Here is a 24,887-nt window from a genome sequence, read left to right on the forward strand (position 1 = left end):
CGCCCCAACATTAAAGTAAGAAACTATTTAAAAATTCTGTCTCTTGTTTTTTTTGGAATGATTTATTATTTGGAAATCCCTTAATATCTCTGCAATTTCTACTGCAAGTTTTCTGACATGAGGTTCTTTCAAAACTGTTTGATGTTCACCAGCTACAAAACAAACGCGCACTCGGTCTTTGGTTAATTGCCCCCAAGCCACAGTAGGGTCATCTGGAAACTGTTCTGCTAACGATGCAGTTTTGAACAGTGAGATAGCAGCTTTAATGGGTTGTGGTTGATAACGCAGACTTGCGTGCAAATTAGCTTTGTAAACGTTGAGTAAGCCGAAAATTATATTGCGTCCCGAATCAGCAGGAATTAGTTCGTGGTGTTGCAAAATTTGCAGTACATAATTAAATTGAGCCGCTTTATCTAAAGGCGAAAGTTCCTCACAAGTAACACTTATATTTTTATAAAAATGCAGCCCGATTTGCTCAACAATGAAGCAAAGAATAGCAGCATCATCTTCAAGAGAAGCCTCAATTTTTGGAGTAGGTAATGGTGGATGGGTATCGATAATTAACAGATGCTCAACCTGTTCTCCCCTAGCTTCCAATTGGGAAGCCATGTCGAAAGCAATAAGTCCTCCCAAAGAGTGACCACCTAGCAAATAGGGGCCAAAAGGCAGGATTTCTCGAATTGCCTTTAGGTAACTAGCAGCCATTGCTTCGATAGTATCTAAAGGCAGTTGTTTCCCATTTAAACCTTTTGCCTGAAGTGCATAAACTGGACGTTCTTGACCCAAAGCTTGAGCAAGTACGGAGTAGGAAAGGGCATAACCACCTGCTTGATGTACGAGAAATAAGGGGGGTAAATAGCCCTTAGTTTGTAAAGGAACTATAATATCTAAATCACTACTTGAACGCTCTTGCTCCAGTAAAGCTGCCATCTTCTCTATTGTACCTTCCCGGAATAAAGTAATAACAGATAGATTACATCCTAATCGCTGTTCAATTGTTGCTATTAACCGAATAGCTAAGAGCGAATGTCCACCTAAGTCAAAGAAGTTTTCAGTAACGCCAATAGGGTTAACTTGTAGTATTTCTTCCCAGATTTGAACTAATTTATGCTCTAAGGCTGTCCGAGGGAGAATTTGTTGGCCGGAGTCGATATTTATTTCAAAGTTAAGTGCAGATAGTACTTTTCTATCAACTTTGCCATTAGGTGTTAAAGGTAGAGAATCTAAGATAACAAAGTGTGCAGGCACCATGTAATCAGGTAGTTTTTCTTTCAGTAAGGTACGTAGCTGATTTACAGAAGTAAGTTGCTCGGTTGAGGGGACAATGTATGCAATTAGGCATTGGCTTCCTACTGAATCTGCACAAGTAATCACCACCGCATTGAGGATATCTGGATGTTGATTTAATACTCCTTCAATTTCTCCTAATTCGATGCGTAAACCCCGAATTTTTACTTGGTTATCAATACGCCCCAAAAATTCTATATTGCCATCAGGGAGATAACGGGCTAAGTCACCTGTTTTATAGAGACGTTCTGATTTTAAATTATTAAAAGGATTGGGAATAAATTTCTCTGCGGTTAACTCTGAACGGTTTAAATAACCCCGCGCCAGTCCAGCGCCACCAATGTGTAGTTCACCAGGAACACCAATAGGAACGGGTTGTAAATTACGATCGAGAATATAAATCTGGTTGTTAGAAATTGGGCGGCCAATTGGAATAATTTTTTGCTTAATTCCAGGCTGACAAGTTGAGAAGGTTGTATTGATACAAACTTCAGTTGGGCCATAGAGATTGTGAAAGTTGACCTTTAGTTTACTAAACAAACCTTCTTGTAGAGAAATTGGCAAAGTTTCACCTCCACAGAAGATGTGTTTTAGAGAATTACAAGTTTCAATTCCTCCTTGTTCTAAGATCATTTGTAATAAGGATGGAACAAATTGAACAAAAGTAATTTTCTGTTCATTAATAAGTTTAATTAGATAAGCGCTATCCTGATGACCTCCTGACCGAGCTATAACCAACTGTGCGCCTACTAACAATGGTGCGTATAATTCCCAGACAGAAGCATCGAAACTGAGGGGAGTTTTCTGGAGCAGTTTGTCTGCTTCCGTCATGGGAAATGTTGCTTGTATCCAGAACATATGGTTGCAAATAGCGCGGTGAGAGATCATTACTCCCTTGGGCTTACCTGTGGAACCAGATGTGTAAATAGTATAGGCTAAGTTTTCTGCTACTATTTCATTAACTGGGTTTTCTGCACTTTGTTGGGTAATTATTTCCCAGGCAGTATCTAAACAAATAATCTGTATATTGTCTTGAACACCAACTTTTTTCAGTAGTTTTTGTTGAGTTAATAAGACTGGTGTTTGAGCATCTTCTAGTATGAAATTTATCCGCTCTTGGGGATAAGCTGAATCGATGGGGACATAAGCACCACCAGCTTTAAGAATACCCAACAACGCAATTATCATTTCTAGCGATCGCTCAACACAAATACCAACCAGTACGTCTGATTTTACCCCTACTGAATGCAGATAATGCGCCAATTTATTCGCCCGTCTATTCAACTCCTCATAAGTCATATTTTCGTTTTCAAACACCACAGCTATTGCATCTGGTGTCTTCTCTACCTGCAATTCAAATAATTGGTGAAGGCACTTATCTTGGGGATACTCAACTTGAGTCTGATTCCAATTTACTAATAATTGATTTTGCTCAGTTGCTGTTAGTAGAGGTAACTCTGTAATTCGCTGTTTGGGATTAACAACAATACTTTCTAGCAAGGTTTTAAAATGACCCAGCATCCGGTTAATTGTTGTTACATTAAATAAATCAGTTCTATATTCCCATGTTCCCTGAATTCCTGCTTCTGTCTTTATCATTAATAGAGTTAAATCAAACTTAGCGGTCACCTGTTCCAATTCCAAGGGAATAAGGCTCAAATTAGGTAATTCCAAGTTGCCCATCGGGGCATTTTGTAAAACAAACATCACCTGGAATAAGGGATGATGGCTGAGATTTCTTTCTGGATGTAGTTCTTCAACAATTTTTTCTAAGGGTACATCCTGATGGGCATAAGCTTGCAGCGTTTCTTCTTTGATTCGCAACAGTAATGTATTAAAATCAGGATTGCCAGTTAAATCGGTTCTGATGACTAAAGTATTGACAAAAAAGCCAATTAGTTCTTCAATTTGTTTGTGATTCCGGTTAGCAATGGGCGTAGCAATTAATAAATCCTGCTGTCCCGAATAACGCATTAACAGGGTGCTAAATACCCCTAACAATCCCATAAATAGGGTAGCACCTTGAGATTCGCATAACTTCTGCAAGCGATCGCTCACTTCTCTGTTAATCGTAAAAGATACAGTAGCGCCTTGATAACCTGCGATCGCAGGACGAGGAAAATCAGTCGGTAGCTCTAAAGTTTCGATTTTTCCACCAAGTTTTGCTTTCCAATAAGCCAGTTGTGTAGGTAGTTGGGTTTGCTCAAAAGTTGTTCGTTGCCAATGGGCAAATTCTCCATATTGTAGAGATAAAGCTGATAAAGGCGATGCATCACCCTGGCAAAATGCTGCATAAGATAAGGAGAATTCCTTAATCATTAAACCCAATGACCAACCATCAGAAATAATATGGTGTATTACTAAGACAAAAACATGAACGTCCTCATTTAACTGATAGAGATGGACGCGCAGTAAAGGCAGTGTGCGAAGATTGAAGGGAGAAATAATTGCTTCTCTAATTAATTTTTTAACTGCTTCTTCCTGCTTTTCCGGCTCTAAATGGCTCAGATTTATCGGCGTCAACGGCACTTCATCGGATTCATGAATAACTTGTACAGCAACTCCGTCTTTAGTCTCAAAAGTTGTGCGTAATACTTCATGACGTTGAATTATTTCTTGTAAACTGCGGTGTAATGCCTTTTGATTCAAATCTCCATGCAAACGAAAAGCGATCGCAATATTGTAAGCAGGATTATTCGGTTCCAACCAATCTAAAAACCAGAGTCGTGCTTGAGAAAAAGAAAGCGGTAAGTTTTCTCGGTGGGCAATTTGTGGAATAATATCTTGAAGCGTACTTGTAGAATCGCTCACCACAGCCAAGCGCTCAATTTCCGCAGCTAAACCTGCGATCGTTGAATGTTCAAAAACTTTTCTTAACGGTAAGGCTAAATTAAATTCTTCACGAATTCGAGAAACTAGCTTAGTTGCTAAAAGAGAATGTCCTCCTAAATGGAAGAAATCGTCTGTTACGCCGATGGTATCAATGTCTAGCACATCAAGCCAGAGGGTGCATAGTCTTGCTTGGGTGGGGGTTGTGGCTTGAACAGAGGTTTGTTTACTAAGCGCTAAATCTCGCTCTGGTGCAGGTAAAGCACGCCAATCCAGTTTACCGCTGGGAGTCATCGGGAAGCTTTCTAGAAGAACAAAGGAAGACGGACGCATATATTCTGGTAATTCTTCCCGTACCTGTTCTTTTAACTGGGAAATTAGCGTTTTTGCAAAACGTCCTTTGAGCGGATCGATCCAGTAAGAATTAGTAGCTTGAGTAGGGACTATACTAGTAATTGGCATTACTGGAGAGCGGTGTTTTCCATCTGTTGTTGGATAGAAGCAAACGTCAAAATAACTCGGACTCAAATCTGGAGAGTAGCTAATAGTTAACTGACAACCTATCTCTTTAGCTATAGCAGATAAATCTGTTGGATCTATTGCTTGGTTTAAGTTAATTTTATCGATGGATTCGCGTAAATCCTCAATTGTATTTTTTCTATCATTTCCTTCCATCCACTGTAAAACTGCTTCATCTTTAATTAAACATGCATTGGGAATTCCACGCCAACCAATTGCACCTGATTTAATAATTTTCTGACGTAAATCGTCTAATTGCAAAGCTGCTTCCCAATTTTTCCAAACAGGTTCTATAACATCATTGGGTGACGCACCTAACTTGTGTAAGACGACATCATAACGATATTTAGTCAGTTCGTTGTGGCTATTTTCCTCTTTTAGGTGAACTTCTACCGCTTCTAAATTGGGAAAAACTTTGGTCAGATTGACGAAGAAAGTTGGATCGACTACTAATTCATTTTCTTTTTCTGCGAGCCGTCGAACTTGGGTTTTAAAACCTTCTCTATTTGTCTTGTCATCAGCTTGATAAAAAGCAACGCTAGTATGAAAATAATTTAAAAGCGGGAAATTCCGATTATCACCAATAAACAGACTTCCTCCCGGTGCTAATATTTCCAATGCGCCTGCAATTACCTGCTGTAAATACTCAATAGATGGAAAATATTGAGCTACAGAATTAATAATAATAGTATCGAACTCAGCATCAGGAATTTGGGAAAAATCAGTGGCTTCTCGCGTCAATAACTTTACATGATTCCACGAGCGATTTTGAAGAATATTTGTCAATCGGCTAATTGCTTCCTGGGAAAAATCAGTTCCCCAATAGGATTTTACCTGAGTAGCAATATTCAATAAAATCATCCCCGTACCGCAGCCAATTTCTAGAACCCGTTGGGGTTTGAGTGCTTGGATTCGCGCCAGGGTATTATTTAGCCATTGACGCATATCGGCGGCGGGAATGGGTTGATTATCATAACTACTATTCCAACCAGTGATGTTAAAGGCTTCGTTGGCTTCAGTTTCACTATGACGATAGGTTTCGTTAAAGGTATATTGCCATTCTTGAGTTTGTTCCTGCTTCAAAGTTTCATAGTCTGAAATTTCATCTTTGGGAACGATGTAAGCGGCTATTCTCACATCTTCTTTGCTTTCTTCTCGAACAATTACTAAAGCATCGCGCACCCCTGGATGACGTTTGATAACTCCTTCAATTTCCCCCAATTCGATGCGAAAGCCACGAATTTTAACTTGATGGTCGTTACGTCCTATATATTCAATTTCGCCGTTCTCAAGAAAACGAGCTAAATCACCAGTTTTGTAGAGGCGTTCTGGTTTTAAATTGTTAAATGGATTGGGAATCATCCGTTCTGCGGTTAATTGCGGACGGTTAAAATAACCGCGAGTTACACCCGCACCACCAATATACATTTCACCAACTACCCCAATGGGAATGGGTTGGCAGTGACGATCTAAAATATATAGAGAAAGGTCGGGAATCGGTTTGCCAATTAAACTACCAAGACGTTGTTTTACATCCCTTAAGCGAATCGGACGGTAGGTAACATGAACAGTAGTTTCCGTAATTCCGTACATATTTACTAGCAACGGAAGCCGATCGTCATGGCGTTCAAACCAAGGTTCTAGACTTGCTAAATCGAGGGCTTCTCCACCAAAAATGACATAGCGTAATTCTAGCTCTCCTTCTCGACAAAGTATTTCTTCCGCTTGCATTAATTGTCTAAAAGCTGAAGGTGTTTGGTTTAAAACTGTGACTTTGGCATCGCACAGCAAGTTATAAAAATCTTCGGCAGAACGACTTACTAAATAAGGTACAATTACTAAACGACCACCAAAGAAAAGAGCGCCCCAAATTTCCCAAACTGAGAAATCAAAGGCGCAGGAATGAAAGAGTGTCCACACATCTTTGGCGTTAAAGTTGAACCATTTTTCAGTAGCCAACATTAAACGCACAACATGACAATGGGTGACAACGACTCCTTTGGGTTTTCCTGTGGAACCGGAGGTGTAAATAATGTAAGCTGCGTTATCTGGCTGAACGAAAACTTTTGGTTCTGTTGTTTGTAATTTTGCTAGTTCAGCTTCGCAATTATCAATAAATATAACAGTAGCTTGGTGAGTTGGAATTTGCTCTTTAAATTGGGTGTGGGTAAGCAAAACTGCAACTTGACTATCTTCAATCATATAAGCGATGCGATCGCTCGGATAATCGGGATCGAAGGGGACATAAACCCCACCGACTTTCAGAATCGCCAAAATAGAAGCGACCAAATCCAAGGAACGAGATAGCCACAGTCCCACTCGTGATTCTGGTTTGACACCAAGATTAATTAAATGATGTGCTAATTGGTTAGCGCGATGATTTAATTGTGCATAAGTAAGAGTTTCATTTTCAAATATTAACGCTGTTTGTTGGGGACGCAACTTTGCTTGTTGACTAAATATTTCATGCAAACAAGATTGCACGGAAAAAGTTTGGCGAGGTGTAGCTGGAATTAATTGAGATAATTCTTCAGTCAGCAGAAAAGGTAAGCGGCTTACGGGTGTATCCGGTTGCGCTATTAAATTTTCTAGTAGTTGGCAAAAATGACGTGCAAATCTTTCTACAGTTTCTCTTTTAAATAAATCTACGTTGTAGGATAAAACTCCATTTAGCTGTTTTTCGCTTTCGGTAATGAACAACTCTAAATCAAAACGAGCTGCTTCTTGAGTTGCTAATATGGAAACTTCTAAATCACCTGTACTAAATTGCGGCTTAGGTGCATTTAATAAAGTAAACGCAATTTGAAATAAAGGGTTGCGGCTAGTATCTCGTTCAAGATGCAAGCGGTCTACTAAGGTTTCAAATGGTACTTCTGTATGTTCAAAAGCCTCTAGTACCGTTTCTCTGACTCTATTTAGCAGCTTGCAAAAACTAGGTTCGTCTGATAAATCGGTGCGAATCACCAACATATTGACGAAAAAACCAATGAGTTTTTCAGCATCGATTCCCGGACGATTGGCGATGGAAGTACCGACTGGTATATCCTCTTGTCCGGTGTAACGCGCTAAAAGAACCTGGAAAGCACCCATCAGGGTCATAAATAAAGTGGTACCTTCTTTTTGGCTGAAGGTACGAATAGCATTTGTGAGGGAAATTGGTAGAGAAAATTTCACCAAATCTCCCCGAAATGATTGGAGGCGGGGTCTAGTAAAATCAATGGGAAATTGCAAAACTGGTAATTCTGCTAGTTGTTTCTCCCAATAAGCAAGACTATCTTGCAAAGCTAAATAATTAAATTTTTCTTGTTGCCATAAGGCATAATCGGCGTATTGAATTTTTAAATCTGGGAGTGCTGTTTCATCTTTTTGAATAGCCAATTGGTAAAGAGCAGCAATTTCTTGTAAAAAAACGCCAATTGACCAAGCATCAGCAATGATATGATGAAGAGTGAGGGTGAGTATGTATTGTTTTGATGCTAGCCGAAAAAGGCGCGATCGCACCAATGGGCCTGTTTCTAAATCAAAGGTATATTCAGCTTCAGAATGTGCTATTGTCAATATTAGTTTTTCAGTTTCTTTTGTATTTTTACTCCAATCTTCTAATACAATTTCAGCTAAAGAATGTGGATGAATCCGTTGCCAGGGTTCCCCATCAATTGCTATAAATGTGGTTCGCAGGCTTTCATGTCGCTGCTGCAATTGTTTAAAAGCTTGCTGCAAAGCCTCTACCTGCAAATCTCCATTTAGACTGAATACAGAACAAATATTATAAGCAGAAGATGTAGGTTCTAATTCATAAAGAAACCACAAGCGCCTTTGTTGAAAAGAAGCAGGTGCTTGGGTAAGGCTGCGGCGCAGAATTAAAAGCTGGTCTTTTTCTAGTTCAATTCCTTCCTCTTCTAGAAGGAATTGTAAAAGGTCAATATCGTTGATTTCTGAATAATTCATCATAATATTAAGTCTATTTTAAAGTGACGCTGGAAAAAATGATATAAAATACTTTTTCCCAGCTTCCAGATATAACCTTAATGCTGTACTAAATTGTCCCCGCCGCATCAAGTCTGTTCCAGATTGCATCTCGAATAAAGCCATTAATCTTTTTTCATAAAACCACAGAACTTCAGCTACTTTGGCTTTTTGCTCTTGAGTCAACCATTTTCCTTCTTTCCACTTAGCAATGAGCTTTCGAGCTTGAGCTCGATCGTCTACTAATCGATGGGATTGAGCTGGATATTGACGATATTTATACAGGTTTTTCGGTACAAAATGGATCTCGCTAAACAGCGCAAATTGAAGAAATAGATCAATTCCTTCTCCACCCTGTCCCAACCACTCATCCCATCCCGATGTTTTTTCATAAATACATCGCCGCAGTACAGAACCGCTTTCCATGACAATTGCCGCTCCTGAACCAACAGCTACCAAAGGTGTCTCAGGTGTTTCATAAGGCAGCTCTTTTATTCCAAAACCAGAGGGAATATATCGAGAATAAGGATTTCTGGGCAAAATCCGATCGTCTTCGTCAATATGCCAGTAATCGCTGTAGGCAACACCAACATGAGGATGTTGGTCAAGATATTTAACTATTACCTCTAGCATCTGCGGTTCTAAGTAGTCATCGGCATCAAAAAATAGTAAGTATTGCGTCTGGGGAAAACACTCTTTAAAGCCATTGTTACGGGCATTACAAACACCACCATTGGGCTGTCTGATTAACCGCAGGCGTGGCTCTATTTTGGTATAGAATGCAATGACTTCGGCAGAATTATCAGTACTGCCATCATCTATTAGAATATGCTCCCAGTTCTTGAAGGTTTGGACACGCACACTTTCTATTGCCTTTCCGACGTATTTTTCTGCATTGTAACAAGGAGTAATAATACTCACTTTAGTCATACGCAATTAGCTCCAGTAGTAAATAGCATCATGCTCCTTAGAAAAGGTGAGAAACCCACTAATGGTTATTCTGATGCGATCGCCAATTGTTGGGACGACTGACGACTAACTCAACAGTCTCTTTAGGCAACACCTCGCGGATAATCATACCCTTAAAGCTGCGGTTAAACAGCATATCTTGCAAGGCGTTGGGATTGTTTCTCTATGTCTGAGATATGAATGTCAATAAAGTTAAACAGGGGTTCTTTGGAAATGACTCTTTTAGGCATAGTATTTACTTAAAATTTCTGGGTTAAAAATCCTGAAACCTTTTCATTCGGTTGCGCTCAAAGCAGACATAGCTCAAGTGTTTATAGTCTGTAGTACTGGAAATTCCAGCCCTTTGCACGTGTAGAATCACAATATTTTTGCAAAAATTTTACCTCTCAAGACTTGTCCGGCAGCATCAGGGAAGCTGCCTTAATTGCAGAACAAGATAAATTTTTTACATCATCGTGTTGACATCATCATATATTTCATATAATTATCTTCTTGTCAACCACACTTTGAGTAAAGATAAGTTGTAGTTATAGCTTTTGTGAAATAATTATCAAAATAGAAACACTTGACCTAAAATGAGCTAAACATATTGATTTATGATGTGTCAAAAATAGTTAAATTTTATACTACTCAACTTTATACCAAGTTGAGCGTAAGTGTTAATAATTAACTTGCTTGTATCTATTATGTAGGAACAAGACATTTTTCCCTCCGTGTTTGCTGAGTAAATATTAACTTGGGCTAAAAGCGAATTATCTCAAAGCTTTTGCCCCTGAAAAGGTTAATTTATTTAAGGAATTATGACAGACACCGTGAATAAAATATTTCCATTATCAATCAATCAAAGAGAAATTTATATCGACCAAATGATGTGGTCGGAAGGTTCCCATTTGAATATCGGTGCAGTTGTCACGGTTCAGGGTGCTTTCGATATTGAAGTTTTCAATTATGCCATTAACAAAGTAATTCGTTGCCATCCAGGTTTACGAACGCGAATTTATGAATCTGAAGGTAAGCCTTTGCAGACAATTGCACCGCATGAAGATGCAAAAGTGACTTTGGTTGATTTTTCAAGTCATGAAAATAGCGAACGAGATGCCGAAGAGTATATAAACAGGCAATTTTCCATGCCTTTTAGCTTTGGGAAAAATTCTCCACTTGTGGCTTTTCAACTAATTCGTACCAACAGCCAAAAACATATTATTTTTGGAAAATATCATCATGCCATCACCGATGGCTGGGGAACCTCTATTTTCTTCAGGGAATTTATAGGGACTTACAATCAAGTTATCAACAACGGTGCGGATAATAAAACAGAAAGAAATTGGTCTTTAATTGAATATCTTCAGGAAGAATCTGAGTATTTAAAATCAAATAGTTTTCAGCGCGATCGCGAATATTGGCAGCAACGCCTCAAACAGGTTTCACCTAAGATTTTTCCTCAAATTAAGCCCCAAGAATTGATGGGAAACCGTCAATCTATTTATATTTCTCGCGAGCAATATAACCGGGTTAATACTCTTTGTCAAAATATTCAATCAAATATTTTCCATTTAATTTTAAGCTTAGTTACAATTTATTTAACTAAACGCTATAACAAAAGCGATTTAGTTGTTGGTTTGTCTCTTTTAAATCGCAACAAAAAAAGCTTCAAAGATGCCATTGGTTTATTTGTCAGTACTATTCCATTCCGGGTGGAAATCAATGGCAATAAAACAGTCCATGAACTTCTAGATCGAATCCGCTCTCTATTGCGGCAAGACTATCGCCATCAACGCTTTCCCTTAGGAGAAATAAAGCGAATATCTGGCTTACAACCAAGCAGTAAAGACCATTTATTTGAAGTTTATCTGTCTTACGAAAGGCACGATTACAACGAATGTTTTGCTGATACTAAAACAAGCTGTGTTCCTCTCTACAGTCATCAACAAAAAGTTCCACTGATTATCTATGTGCGAGAATATGAGGAACATAGTGACATCAAAATTGATTTTGATTACAATCTTTCCTATTTAGATTATGAAGCAGTAGAACAGATAGTTACAAACTTCCGAAATCTGTTTGAGGAAGTCACAGATAATTTAGAACAAACCATTTCTAGCCTTTCTATTGTATTACCGGAAGTAGGCATTTCACGGAATTTGGAAAATCTCTCTCCTTTTAGTGGAGAGGCTTTTAATCTTCCCCCTTTCCTACAAGGTAAGGGAATTAGGGGATTAGGTTTCGCGTTAACCATAGAAACACTCGTTTCCGCTTTTGATAGCACGGCCAACAAGTATTCTGAAAATACCGCAATTCAATTTAACAAAATCACACTCACCTACGCCGAACTCAATGCAAAGGCGAATCGCCTCGCTCATTATTTGCAAAGCCAAGGAGTGCAGCCAGGAACACGAGTAGGATTATGTTTAGAACGTTCAGAAAACGTAATTATTGCCATACTCGGAATCCTAAAAGCTGGTGCAGCTTATGTTCCTCTAGATCCTAATTCTCCCTCTGCACGTTTGGAACTAATTCTGCAAGATAGCGGGATTTTAGCACTCATTTCTGAAGACTCTATTTTATCAAAATTAACTAACAAAGAAATAGTAGCATTCACTCTCAAATCTATAGAAAAGGAACTTAGCAATCAACCAGATACATCGCCAGCAATCTACTTAAAACCAGAATTTCCAGCTTATATAATTTACACTAGTGGTTCCACTGGTACGCCCAAAGGTTGTGTTGTAACCCATGCTAACGTCATCCGGCTAATGCGTTCCACAGAAGCTTGGTTTGATTTTAACGAAAAAGATATTTGGACGCTGTTTCACTCCTTCGCCTTTGATTTTTCTGTTTGGGAATTGTGGGGAGCTTTACTCTACGGGGGGAAAGTGATTATTATTCCGTTCTGGTTGAGTAGATCGCCAGAATCATTCCGCGAATTTCTCACGACACAAAAAGTAACTGTCCTGAATCAAACTCCTTCCGCCTTCAACCAATTGATTCGCGCCGACGAAGCCAGTGTGGGAAAACTGGCGTTGCGCTATGTTATCTTTGGCGGTGAAGCTTTGGATTTGCCAAGCCTGAGTCCCTGGCTGGAAAGGTACGGGGATAAAACTCCGCGTTTAATAAATATGTACGGGATTACAGAAACCACCGTTCATGTTACCTATCGCCCCATTTCCCAGTCTGACCTCACAAAAAACCGTGCTAGTGTAATTGGTACAGAGATTCCCGACTTGCAGATATACTTGCTCGATGAAAAACTAGAACCCGTTGCTGATGGATTACCAGGGGAAATTTATGTAGCAGGTGCAGGGGTGAGTTGTGGTTACTTAAATCGTCCCGCACTGACAGCAGAACGATTTCTACCTAATCCTTTTGCAGAAGGACGATTTTACCGCAGTGGCGATTTAGCGCGGAGATTGCCTAACGGAGATTTAGAATATTTAGGAAGAATAGATAGACAAGTCAAAATTCGCGGTTTTCGGATTGAATTAGGAGAAATCCAAACAGCGCTAACGTCCCATTTTCAAGTTCGTGAAGCTTTGATTTTGACTGATGAATGGGAAGAAGAAAGTAGGCTGATTGCTTATTATGTTCCAGGGGAATCCCATCCTAATCCCAATGAACTGCGTCAGTACCTCAAAACCAAGCTGCCTGATTATATGATACCAGCAGCTTATGTGAGTTTAGAAGCCTTTCCTTTGACTGTTAATGGTAAAATTGATACCCAAGCATTACCCGCGACCGATTGGAATCTTTTAAGGGTAGAAGAAGACTATGTAGCTCCCCGCAATGCTGATGAAGAAAGCTTCTGTGCAATTGTAGCCACAGTCCTTGGTCTGGAAAAAGTCGGGATTGACGATAATTTCTTTGAAATTGGCGGTGATTCGATTTTGGCTTTGCAAGTTATTGCCAAAGCTAAAAAAGCAGGTTTTGCAATTTCCGCCAGAGACCTCTATGAATTTGCAACTGTGCGCCAGTTGGCTGTTAAAAAAGCAGTATTAACTACAAGTGCATTGGGTGTAACTACGGCTATTTACCTTATATCAGAAAGCGATCGCCAGCGCTTACCAAAAGATGCCGAAGATGCTTATCCCCTCTCTAGTTTACAGGGGGGAATGCTCTATCACAGTGAGATGCATCCTGACTCGGCAATTTTCCACCAAATTTTCACCTTTGATTTACGCCTTACTTATTCAGAAGCAGCTTGGAAAAATGCGATCGCTGATATTTGTCGCGCACATCCAGTATTGCGGACTTCTTTCCACTGGACAGGATACAGCACGCCGATTCAAATTGTTCGCGCTCAAGTTGAATTACCTTTAACGGTTGTCGATTTGCGTAATTTGGGAGCGAATGCACCTGGGCAAGTCGCCAAATGGATTGAGTCTGAAAAAACCCGCTCCTTTAATATTGCGAAACCTCCCTTATTCCGCTTCCAGATTCACCGACTCTCAGATGACCAACTCAGCTTCAGCTTCAGTTTTCACCACGTGATTCTGGATGGTTGGAGTGTCGCAACATTGCTCACGCAATTATTACAACGTTATGTTCAGTATTTAGAAACCGGAAATGTTCCAGCCTTGACAGTTCCAGAGATTGCTTACAGAGATTTTATCGCTCAAGAACAACAAGCGATCGCTGACAAGCAACTGCAAGAATTTTGGCACAAATATCTCAGCAACTTGGAAGTTAGCAGCCTCCCGCGTCTGAATGTAGAGCATTCCATGTCTTTACAACGCCATCTGCAACGCTTATCAATCACCATTAACGAGCAGTTAGCTAATAGCCTCCGCAAACTTGCTAAAAATGCCGGAGTTCCTCTGAAAACTGCACTTTTAGCCGTGCATCTGCGCGTTCTCTCCTTTTTAACTGGACAAAATGAAGTTGTGACTGGTAATGTCATCAATGGACGACCCGAAACCCTTGACAGTCAAAATCTGTTAGGTTTGTTCGTCAATACGGTACCGTTGAGGATGGAATTGACATCCGGTAGTTGGTTAGAGTTAATCCAAAGCGTTTTCCGTGCTGAACGAGATATCCTCCCTTATCGGAATTTCCCATTAGCTGAGATGCAACGCTCGATCGATCGGCGTCCTTTATTTGAAGTGGGATTCAACTACGTCCATTTTCACGTATATGAAGGACTGCTAAATCTACCTCAAGTTGAAGTTAACAACGTTGATATTTTTGAAGAGACAGACTTTCCCTTTTTAGTAGAGTTTTGTCTGGTTCCAGGAAGTGCAGCCCTGCAATTGAATTTAATCTATGACGTGCAGCAGTTTGACGATGCACAAGTTGAGCAATATAGCAAGTATTATCAAACTGCCCTAACTGAACTCGCCACTCAACCACAAACACCATACCACAAGCGATCGCTCCTCTCTTCTCAAGAACGCCAAAGCCTACTGCAAGCTTCCAATCTCGACTCAGCCAGTTATCTATCTGACAAAACCCTGGTTTTTGCCTTTGCTCAAGCGGTGTCCCAATATGCAGACAAAACCGCCCTTTGTTTCCAAGAAACTACTCTCAGTTTTGCGGAATTAGATACTTGTTCCAATCGCCTTGCACATTACCTAAAAAGTAAAGGCGTTAAGCCAGAAACCCTTGTAGGGCTTTGTTTGGAACGTTCCGAACATTTAGTAATAGCTATCCTGGCAATCCTCAAAGCTGGTGGTGCTTATGTTCCTGTTGATACTAGTTATCCAAGCGATCGCATAGAATTTCTATTACAAGATAGTGGCGTTTCTCTACTCATCGCCCAGCGTTCAGTCGTTCCCCAAATTCCCGCAGGTGATACCGAAATTATCATTCTAGAAGATATAGCCACCCAACTAGAAAATCAAAGCAATGAGTCCTTAGCAGTCGAGATATTCCCAGAGCATCCAGCCTATATAATTTATACAAGTGGTTCCACAGGCAAACCCAAAGGTTGTATCGTTACCCATGCCAACGTTATCCGCCTGCTCAAAGCCACTCAATCCTGGTTTGGATTTAACAGCGCAGATGTTTGGACGTTGTTTCACTCCTACGCCTTCGACTTCTCTGTTTGGGAACTGTGGGGAGCCTTGCTGCATGGCGGTCAACTAGTCGTAGTTCCCTATTGGACAAGTCGCTCACCAAAAGACTTTTTCCAACTGCTCCAAAACCACAAAGTTACGGTATTAAATCAAACTCCCTCAGCCTTCAAGCAATTAATCCAAGTAGCCACATCAGAGACACAAAAGCCACCTTTACGTTACGTTATTTTCGGGGGAGAAGCCTTAGAACTACCAAGCCTACAACCGTGGTTTGAGTTCTATGGCGACGAAAAACCGAGATTAATTAATATGTACGGCATTACCGAAACCACCGTTCATGTCACCTATAGACCGATTACCCAAGCAGATATAAACGCCAATCGAGGTAGCGTTATTGGTCAACCGATTCCCGATTTAAATCTCTATATCTTAGATGAGAACCTGGAACCAATGCCGATAGGAGTTCCTGGGGAAATCTACATTGGCGGTGCGGGAGTGACGCGGGGTTATCTGCATCAGCCTCGTTTAAGTGCAGAGAGATTTATTCCCGACCCCTACGCCAAAACTCCTGGTAGTCGTCTATATCGCAGTGGAGATTTAGCACGTCGTCTAGCGAATGGCGAACTAGAATACCTCGGACGCGCCGACCAGCAAGTTAAAATACGCGGTTTTCGTATTGAACCAGGTGAAATTACTGCTGTTATCAGCACTCACCCGCAAGTAAAAGAAGCCTTAGTCACCGTAGGGAAAGCTGCAAATGGAGATAATCGGCTAATTGCTTACTTTATCTCTAATACCAATTCAGACCTGAAAACCGTCTTACCAGAGTTTTTAAAGAGCAAATTACCAGACTATATGATTCCAGTGGTATTTATGCCACTAGAAGCCATTCCCTTAACAGTTAACGGCAAAGTAGACTACAAAGCTTTACCCGCACCCGATTGGAGTGGGACAAATAAACCTTACATTGCACCCAGAAATGACCAAGAAGCAACTATCTGTTCCCTGATGGCTAGTTTATTACAAATAGAACGGGTAGGAATTACCGATGATTTCTTTGAAATTGGTGGAGATTCCCTGCTAGTTACCCAATTAGCCATCCGTTTGCGCCAAAGCTATCAAACCGAGTTTCCCCTACCTCAATTATTCACCCATCGCACCCCAGAAGCGATCGCTCTTTTACTAGCAGCTTCTCCATCTGTGCAAACAACCGCCGATATTCCTAAAGCATCGCGTCAACGCCGTTCTGTAAATTTAAGCGATGATGGCATATTAATTAAAGGTAATGGGTAATAGACCAATCACCAAAATAAAGGAGCCTAAAAAACCATGAGTAACAACGAACACAACGACGAAATTATTTATCTTGTAGTAGTCAATCATGAAGAACAATATTCAATTTGGCCGAAATGGAAACAGGAACTGCCATTAGGATGGAAATCAGTAGGCAAAGAAGGCCCTAAAGCTGAATGTTTAGCCTATATCGAAGAAGTATGGACAGATATGCGTCCTTTAAGTTTACGTCAGGCGATGCAAGAATAAGAGAGCAGGGGGAGCAGGGGAGGTAGAAAAGCCAGGGGGAGAAAAAAGAAGCATGTAAAGAAAAATTGAAGATAATTATTGGCTAAACAGTAAATTTTCGGAAATTCGCTGTAATTATTCTATTTTTTCAATAAAACGCTCTAATTCTCCTCTATTCTCCCTGCCCATTCCTCAATATGCCCCATGACTAAAATCCCCAAAATAATCCATCAGATTTTTTTTCTGGGAGAAGCAGCCATACCAGAAAAATATCGTCGTTACCATCAAACAGTTTTGCATCATCACCCTGATTGGGAACACCAATTTTGGGATGAAGCCAGAGCAAAGAAATTTATGACAGATAATTATTCCTGGTTTCTGCCAATATTTGATGCTTATCCCCATAAAATTCAACGTTTTGATGCCATACGCTATTTTATCCTTCACCATTATGGAGGCTTCTATATTGATATGGATATTGAATGCCTCAAACCACTTGATGATTTATTAGCAGATTTTGAGCTTGTGCTTTCAAAATTAGTTTGCTTTAGTAATGCCATTATGGGAAGTGTTCCAGGGCATCCCCTCTGGCTAAAAGTCTTCGATGAATTACAAAAACGCAAAGATAATTCAGCCCAAAATACCATGCCTTATTATGTGGGCTACAGCACCGGGCCTATCATGTTAAATCATTCCGTAGTAGTAAATAAATTCCATGAAAGTCCCACAGTTCGTATATGTCCAGGATACATTTTTGAACCAGGTGCTCCAATGGAACTGAACGGCAAAATCTTCAAAAGTCAGCCTACGTCAGAGACTTATACCATACACCACATGACTACTTCTTGGTTGCCTGCAAAACACCAGATAACCAGAGTTTTATTCGGTATGCTTTTAGAACCATACTGGTTCTTTCGCTCTTTCCTTAAAGGTACTGTGTGATTGTTTGGCGTGAGCTTGTTTATAAAAGAAGCCCACTTCAAAAAAATCAAAACAGTGCTAATTATGTAATACCACTTCAGGAAGAATTAGTATAACTATATTTACAAATTTTTTCCAACTTCTCTAATAGCAATTAAGATATATATTGTGATGGCTGTGAAGATTTCTGTTCATAAACATATCGCAGAATTTCATCTACCGCTCGCTTTACTCCACCAGCCGCACGACAAGCGTCACCTAAACGACCACTATTTACTCGGAAGGAGTTATTGTCAAAAATTCGCTGCGCCGTTTGTCGCAAGCCTTCTGAAGTTACATCTTCTAACATCATCATAATTCCTGCACCCTGCTCCTGAATGCGGCGGGAAATGATTTCTTGCTCATAAGTTTGTGGTACTGCAATCATTGGTACCGAATACCAGACAGCTTCCCGTGTTCCACCGCCTGCTCCATGCATAATGAATAGACTGGCACGTTCTAATATTTGTAATTGGGGAACAGTACCCATAGGTCGAATGATAAAGTTTTCTGGGATATCTCCTAGAAGTGTGATATCTAAAGCTGGACTCAACACCATTACTACCTGAGCATCGGTGTTAGCAAAAGCCTCAATGCATTTCTGGTAAAATCCCAAACCTGGGTCGTGAATGTTCCCAAATGAAATCAGGATGAGCTTGGATGAATGCAATTTATCCATTGGGAAATCATATTCTACTGCCCGCACTGGATTACAAGGGCCAACAAAATGAAAGCGTTCATCAAATTTATCGCTATAAGGTTGGAGTTCTATAGGTAAATAACAAATGTTGAAAGGTTCAATATTAGTAAAAGTGTCAACAAATTTAATTGGAGGTACACCATAAGTTGCTCGTAACTCACGTTGATGTTGACGATAGTGCTTCATCCCGACAGCCGCCTCTTTTAACAATCGTGGTAGTTTCTTCCTCAGCCAAGGACATTCATAGAAACTTTCCGGAGTAAAAGCAGCTGTAGCAATGGAATTAACAGCGGGAATATTGAGCAACTGCGCCACTAGTCTTCCCCAGAGACAGAGAGAGTCGTGAATAATATAATCTGGCTTTTCTGCACGCACTGATTCTAAAAGTGCTGGTAGCATTTCACGAGTACACCAAGTTAGAGAGGGCACTAGAGACATTTCATTTTCAGATGGTGGCGCTGTCTCAGGATTGAGTTGAGGATAGCAACGAAAAGCAGCTCCAAAAGACTCGATTTCTTGTTGAAAATGGGGAACCTCGTAGTAAATTACCTCTTCACCTCTTTTCATCAACTCCGTTACTAATCCAAAGGTGGGAATTACGTGTCCGGCAGCTGAAACGTTCATAAATATTACACGATTCATAGAAAATGCCCTGTTAGTTTGACAAATTTAAAGATTAACAATAACCTGATGATATTTCTTGAGACTAGGGCGATGACCAACACTAATAAAGGTTATCCCTGTTTCTACTAAAAGACTATAAAGATGTTGTTCGTTGTTAATATCTAAAGCACTAGTTGCTTCATCTAAAATTGCATATTTTGGTTTCGTAACTAAAAGCCGAGCAAAAGCTAATCTTTGTTGTTCTCCTAAAGAAAGAAGATCGCTCCAATCTTGCTCGACCTCAAAACCACCAAACCGTTCTGCTAAGTCTGATAAATTTACTCTGTGAAGAACTTCATCAAGTTCTTCATCACTCAGATCGACCTTGGCATTAGGATAGATTAACTGCTCCCGAAGAGTCCCTAAAATCATATAAGGGCGCTGCGGTAAAAATAGTATTTCTTCTAATTCTGGACGAACAATTACACCTGTTCCCGAATTCCATAAACCAGCTAAGGCACGCAACAAAGAACTTTTACCACAACCGCTATCTCCCATAATTAGTAATCCCTGCCCTGTTTGCAATGCTACAGAAAGGTTACTAAATAAAGTTTTTTGATAATTGGGAGTTTGGACAGTCAGGTTTTCCAACGCTAAACGGCTGTCTAGGACTATATCAATAGTCTTAGCATTAGCTATTGCTTTGCTTGGCTGTTTGAGATATTCAGAAAAAATATATAGGCGATTAATTGAAGCAGCAAATTTAGTGAATTTTTCAAACTGATACATAATCAGATTTACAGAAAAAGCGACCTGCCCAAAGGCACCACCCGCTTCTGTAACTTTTCCCACCTCTGTTTCACCTGACAGAATCTGGTTTCCTAAAATCAATGCTGGTATGATCCAGGGGAGATAACCAAACTGATATTTAAATATGTTTAAATACACCTCTGACCATAATATCAATCGCTTAAAATTTTTAAAAACCTGATTAAATATAAATTTGATTTTGTTGGCTTCTTGAAGGATGCCGTTATAAAAAGCAATAGACTCGGCATTCTCTCTAATACGAACTAAACCAAAGCGAAAATCAGCTTCTTTTTTGAGTTGTTCAAAATTTAGTTGTGTTAATTTTTTGCCATAAAACCCAATTGTTATGGCGTAGGCTAAAATGGAGTAAATTACCAGAACAATAACTAGATTTTTTGAAATAGACCAGAGAATGACACTAAAAGCAATTACTACAAAAACAGATTCCAGACAGTTGACCAAAAATTGAATAGATTGCTGGCAGAAATTGGCAACATCTTCAGAAATACGTTGGTCTGGGTTATCAATCTCTTTGTGGGAGTTACTCAGCTCATAAAAAGCGCGATTTTTGAAATATTGATTAAGTAAATGATGGGTCAACCATCGTCGCCAATAAATGCCGATTGTCTCTCGCAGATAACCATAGGCAGAATTTAGGAAACCAAAGACAATTATTCCCCCGAACGCAACTAGTATATCTTGCCAGAATTTAGTACTATTATGAGCGGAAAGGGCAGAAATTAAATCTCCTTGTTTACTATTTAACAATACCTTGACTTGGGTAGTAGCTAACAATAAAACTCCGAGAAGCACAAGTAAACCTATAGCACCTCGTTTTTCATTACCTAACCAATAGAGTTGAGCGATCGCCCAAAACCGTTTAACCGCTTTCAAGCTGAATCGATTCATTTGTAGACTATATAAATTTTTCTAGTTCTGAGGATTTTCATAACTATGCCTTCTAGTTACTGCGGTAGGGATTAATCAGGCACAGGTTCAAAAGAGAGTGTCCTTGACGATCGCAATTTACCCCCTACTAGCGATCGCTAACTTTATTCCTGTATATCTACTCCGCAATCTAGATTTTACGCACTTCCTCTTAGTTACAATAAGTAGTACTTTCATCTCAACTTGACCAAGTATACATATAATACAGAACGACAACTAAACCATAATTTTATACATAAAAATGCGTATTTTCACATTTATTTGGGTAGGACAATTAATTTCGCTGATTGGCGTCTCTATGACTGGGTTTGCTCTGGATATCTCGGTATTCCAGCAAACTGGCTCTGCTACCCAATTTGCTTTCCTTACCCTGACTTGTACAATACCACTCATCGTCATTTCGCCAATAGCAGGCACATTAGTCGATCGTTGGGATCGTCGCTGGATAATGATTATTAGTCATGTCTGTAAAGGACTATCTACACTAATTCTGATACTGTTAATCAGTATTGGTCAACTAGAGATTTGGCACATCTATCTCAGAAATATCATCACTTCCATCATCGGTGCTTTCCATACGCCCGCTTATAAAGCTTCCATTACCTCTTTGGTGCCTCAAGAGGATTTAGCACGGGTGAGCGGTATGATTCAATTGGGAATGGGCATTCAGCAAATCATCTCGCCTTTACTAGCAGGTATTCTGCTGGGTATTGTTAAGCAAAGAGGCATTCTGATCGTCGACTTCGCAACTTTACTAGTTGCCCTTGTTCCCCTTCTGTTGGTGCGATTCCCGGAGTTAAACCAAACTACTGATGCCAATGAGGACACTCCGCCTGCCTCACTTTTGCAAGAAACACTCTACGGCTGGACTTATCTAACAGAGCGTCCTGGACTACTCAGCTTTGTGATTCTGTTCGCGATTTACCAATTCCTGGTTGGCTTTGTCAGTGTACTAACCTTTCCCCTAATTCTTTCTTTAACTACGCCAGCTAACTTAGGACAGATTGCATTTGCTAGCGGTCTTGGTATGTTCGTAGGGGCTATAGTGATGAGTACATGGAAGAATAGTTGGCAGAACTTGGTCAGCCCTGTTCTAATCACTATGTCATTGAGTGGGGTGTGCATTGCCATTGCTGGTTTACGCCCTTCTATCATCCAAATTGCGATCGCTACTTTACTTTTCTTCCTGACTGCACCTTTCATCAATGGCTCAGTGCAAGTTATCTTGCAGACAAAAGTTGCTGAGTCGGTACAGGGAAGAGTATTTGCATTAACTGGAGCGATGTGGGGGGCCGCTGTACCGCTAGCTGCGATCGTTGCAGGCCCACTAGCTGACTATGTTTTCGAGCCACTGATGGCTTTTGATGGACTTTGGTCTCAAGTACTGGTTGGCCAAATAATTGGTTCTGGGCCTGGTCGTGGTATTGGACTATTGTTCGTAATTATCGGGTGTTTTATATTAGTGACAGCATTTATCGGCTCCCAATACCCTGCCATCCGAGATTTAGAAGTTAATGTGCCTGATTTTGAATCTTCAGCAAGCAAGGTGGCCCCCATGTAGAGATTAGAGAGGCAATAAAACTTGCTCCTATTCTTGAGCTTTACTTGTCGCCTGTAATAGTCGTCCTAAGACAAATGTGAATGGTGGAAGTTTAATTCGCATACCACCTTCCACAAGATGGAATACTCCACCTGATGTAGCAATCAGCATATCAACTCCGCAGAACTCGCCGTACCAATTAGGAATTTTGAAAGCCTGCTCCAATACTGGTGTGGCTCCCAGGTTCATCGCAATGAAAAGCGGCTGTTCATCCTCTGCACTATGAATAAGTACACACCACAGACCATTATTCCTAGAGCATAAGAGAGTGCGGTTTCCACTCTGAATTAGCCTGTTTTGAAACCTAATTTCGGCAAGCTGTCGAATTAGTAAAAAACTTGGGTGGTTTTTATTATATGGTTCAAAAATTTTGCGGTTAATCGGCCCAAACTCCCACACACACCCAGGGTTATCAAACATATCTTCCCGCACATAGCAATCATGACCAATGCACTCACCTGTATCCTGATGGTGATGCATCCCTAAAGCGCCAGAAAATTCTTGCTCTGTTCCTTGATAGATAGAAGGTATTTGTGGCCCTAAAATCAAGCAAGCAAGTGCAAAATATAAACGGACTCGCGCTTCATTTTGGCTTCCCAGACAACTTAAGAATTGATGGAAAATTCTACTTGTATCTTGGTTATCGAGGAACATAATATTATTCCGCCAACCAGCATGATATGCGTGTGATGGCTCTAGAAAACCACAAAAATAATCTGCCAAACCCCCTAGCCAATTACCATCAGTCAAAGAATGCTTGACAGCATAATAAGTAGGGTAGTCGATCAGATTTGAAAATTTAGCCCCATTATAGGCAATTACTTCTTCATGGGTACTGCCAGCGTGTTCGGCTATTTGCAAAAACTGCTTTTTCCCAAGATAGGCAGCATACCTTGATATTTCTTCAACGCAAGGCTCCCAGAAATCAAGACCAACATGACGTGCTGAATCGTATCGGAAGCCATCAATATCTGTTTCTGCAATCCAGTATTTTAGGTGTTGAATCAGCAATTCTCGGACATAACTTGTCTCTGTTCGCCAATCTTCCAGAAAGCCAAAGAGTCTTTGATTTACCATATCAGTGTATTCAGGCCCGTGGAAGAGTAATGTGTTACGTGCTTCTATAGGAAAAGGCATGACTGCAAAATCATCACCTTGCACATACTTAAACTCTCCCCCTGGTGGGCCCCCATACTCTTCCCAGTTAATGCTATCTGCAATATGGTTGTTAACTACGTCTAAAATGACTGCAATATCAGCTTCATGAGCAGTTTTCACCAACTCACGCAGACACATAAGTGTACCCAGACGTGGATCGACCATCAACAGGTGGATGGGATGATAGCCATGATAGCCATCAGCAGCGTTGACATACACAGGGCTGAGGATAATGGCTCCAATTCCCAATGACTTCAAGTATGTTATCTGCTCAATTACGCCCCGAATAGTCCCACCATGACTTGTATAGGGGGAAGTCGGATCGTATTTGACTGCACTTAGACCAGTGTAGTTGCTGTCTGCACTGCGAGCAAATCGATCGATCATGATTGAGTAAAATAGACGTGCTTCCCAATCATTAGGACTAGATGTCATTGCAACCTTTGGTTTTAGTCCATATAAAGGCTGATTATCTACATAGCCCAGGAATACAGATGGGATTTCAGCCATTGAGCGGGGTGCTTCATCACAGACTAACAAAAAATGCGATCGCGTGCTTGTATGTTCATTACCAAATGTATCCACATAACCTAAACTGTAGCGATATCCTCCCCCATTACTGATAGGTGGTAGGATGAGTGAGAACATTTGGAAGCCATTTTCTATAATGCTTTCAGCTTGTGCCGTAGTTCGATCTGAATCGCAATATCCTTGTCCATCATTCAATTCATACGCTATCTGACCATAATCTGGATTTTTAGATAAGTGAACACCAAATCTGATAGAGATTTTTTCATCACTCTTAAACACCCAAGTATATGGTACTGTGCTAGGGTCTAGATGTACTTCACAGTATTCGTCAAAATAGCGCATATAGCATTCCTACGAATTAAAGATGGTGAGTTGGCAAACAATTTATCTCAGGTAATGGGGTTCCCGATTCATAAATCAAATTTTATTCTAAAAATCATCCTTGCATAATACTATTATTTGTATTCAATATTACATA

At 40.2% G+C, this 24,887-nt stretch carries 10 protein-coding genes; 4 read left to right on the plus strand and 6 right to left on the minus strand.

The annotated features are described in order from the left end of the window. Positions 1-27: 27 nt before the first annotated feature. The 3 genes from V7L01_RS06610 to V7L01_RS35385 are packed head-to-tail and all read right to left on the minus strand — an operon-like array spanning position 28 to position 9,618. Positions 28-8,586 (minus strand): amino acid adenylation domain-containing protein, encoded by an 8,559-nt coding sequence (locus V7L01_RS06610; protein WP_335033001.1) that lies wholly within the window; start codon positions 8,584-8,586, stop codon positions 28-30. Positions 8,587-8,601: 15 nt separating this feature from the next. Continuing rightward, positions 8,602-9,531, minus strand: coding sequence for a glycosyltransferase family 2 protein (locus V7L01_RS06615; RefSeq protein WP_335033003.1), 930 nt, complete (start codon positions 9,529-9,531; stop codon positions 8,602-8,604). A gap of 6 nt (positions 9,532-9,537) precedes the next feature. Continuing rightward, complete coding sequence (locus tag V7L01_RS35385; RefSeq protein WP_442936949.1) at positions 9,538-9,618, minus strand: 2OG-Fe(II)-dependent halogenase WelO5 family protein; 81 nt, start codon at positions 9,616-9,618, stop codon at positions 9,538-9,540. Positions 9,619-10,370: 752 nt separating this feature from the next. On the opposite strand from V7L01_RS35385, the gene V7L01_RS06620 reads away from it, so the two are divergent. From V7L01_RS06620 to V7L01_RS06630, 3 genes are all read left to right on the plus strand, one after another. Next, entirely contained in the window at positions 10,371-16,871 is a 6,501-nt protein-coding gene (locus V7L01_RS06620) for an amino acid adenylation domain-containing protein (RefSeq protein WP_335033005.1), read from the plus strand. 36 nt (positions 16,872-16,907) lie between these two features. Beyond that, positions 16,908-17,120: an MbtH family protein gene (locus V7L01_RS06625; RefSeq protein ID WP_335033007.1), complete on the plus strand. Its 213-nt coding sequence runs from the start codon at positions 16,908-16,910 to the stop codon at positions 17,118-17,120. Positions 17,121-17,303: 183 nt separating this feature from the next. Beyond that, positions 17,304-18,041 (plus strand): glycosyltransferase family 32 protein, encoded by a 738-nt coding sequence (locus V7L01_RS06630; RefSeq protein ID WP_335033009.1) that lies wholly within the window; start codon positions 17,304-17,306, stop codon positions 18,039-18,041. A gap of 133 nt (positions 18,042-18,174) precedes the next feature. Here V7L01_RS06630 and V7L01_RS06635 read toward each other — a convergent pair whose 3' ends face one another. Both V7L01_RS06635 and V7L01_RS06640 read right to left on the minus strand, forming a co-directional pair. Next, the gene (locus V7L01_RS06635; protein WP_335033011.1) at positions 18,175-19,383 is read right to left on the minus strand and encodes a macrolide family glycosyltransferase; all 1,209 of its coding nucleotides are present in this window, start codon (positions 19,381-19,383) and stop codon (positions 18,175-18,177) included. Between the two features lie 45 nt (positions 19,384-19,428). Continuing rightward, positions 19,429-21,081, minus strand: coding sequence for an ABC transporter ATP-binding protein/permease (locus V7L01_RS06640; RefSeq protein WP_335033014.1), 1,653 nt, complete (start codon positions 21,079-21,081; stop codon positions 19,429-19,431). Between the two features lie 280 nt (positions 21,082-21,361). Here V7L01_RS06640 and V7L01_RS06645 point away from each other — a divergent pair, with 280 nt between their 5' ends. Beyond that, positions 21,362-22,681, plus strand: a complete 1,320-nt coding sequence (locus V7L01_RS06645) for an MFS transporter (protein WP_335033016.1) — start codon at positions 21,362-21,364, stop codon at positions 22,679-22,681. Between the two features lie 27 nt (positions 22,682-22,708). On the opposite strand, the gene V7L01_RS06650 is transcribed toward V7L01_RS06645, so the two are convergent. Continuing rightward, positions 22,709-24,751 (minus strand): alpha-amylase family glycosyl hydrolase, encoded by a 2,043-nt coding sequence (locus tag V7L01_RS06650; protein ID WP_335033018.1) that lies wholly within the window; start codon positions 24,749-24,751, stop codon positions 22,709-22,711. Positions 24,752-24,887: the final 136 nt, after the last annotated feature.

Origin of the sequence: Nostoc sp., assembly GCF_036917095.1 — a bacterium.
Lineage (GTDB): Bacteria > Cyanobacteriota > Cyanobacteriia > Cyanobacteriales > Nostocaceae > Nostoc.

Bases quoted from the DNA above. Each gene is read 5' to 3' on its own strand.
- V7L01_RS06650 (WP_335033018.1), bottom strand. From the start codon at position 24,751: ATGCGCTATTTTGACGAATACTGTGAAGTACATCTAGACCCTAGCACA.
- V7L01_RS06625 (WP_335033007.1), top strand. From the start codon at position 16,908: ATGAGTAACAACGAACACAACGACGAAATTATTTATCTTGTAGTAGTC.
- V7L01_RS06615 (WP_335033003.1), bottom strand. From the start codon at position 9,531: ATGACTAAAGTGAGTATTATTACTCCTTGTTACAATGCAGAAAAATAC.
- V7L01_RS06640 (WP_335033014.1), bottom strand. From the start codon at position 21,081: ATGAATCGATTCAGCTTGAAAGCGGTTAAACGGTTTTGGGCGATCGCT.
- V7L01_RS06620 (WP_335033005.1), top strand. From the start codon at position 10,371: ATGACAGACACCGTGAATAAAATATTTCCATTATCAATCAATCAAAGA.
- V7L01_RS06610 (WP_335033001.1), bottom strand. From the start codon at position 8,586: ATGATGAATTATTCAGAAATCAACGATATTGACCTTTTACAATTCCTT.
- V7L01_RS06645 (WP_335033016.1), top strand. From the start codon at position 21,362: ATGCGTATTTTCACATTTATTTGGGTAGGACAATTAATTTCGCTGATT.
- V7L01_RS06630 (WP_335033009.1), top strand. From the start codon at position 17,304: ATGACTAAAATCCCCAAAATAATCCATCAGATTTTTTTTCTGGGAGAA.
- V7L01_RS06635 (WP_335033011.1), bottom strand. From the start codon at position 19,383: ATGAACGTTTCAGCTGCCGGACACGTAATTCCCACCTTTGGATTAGTA.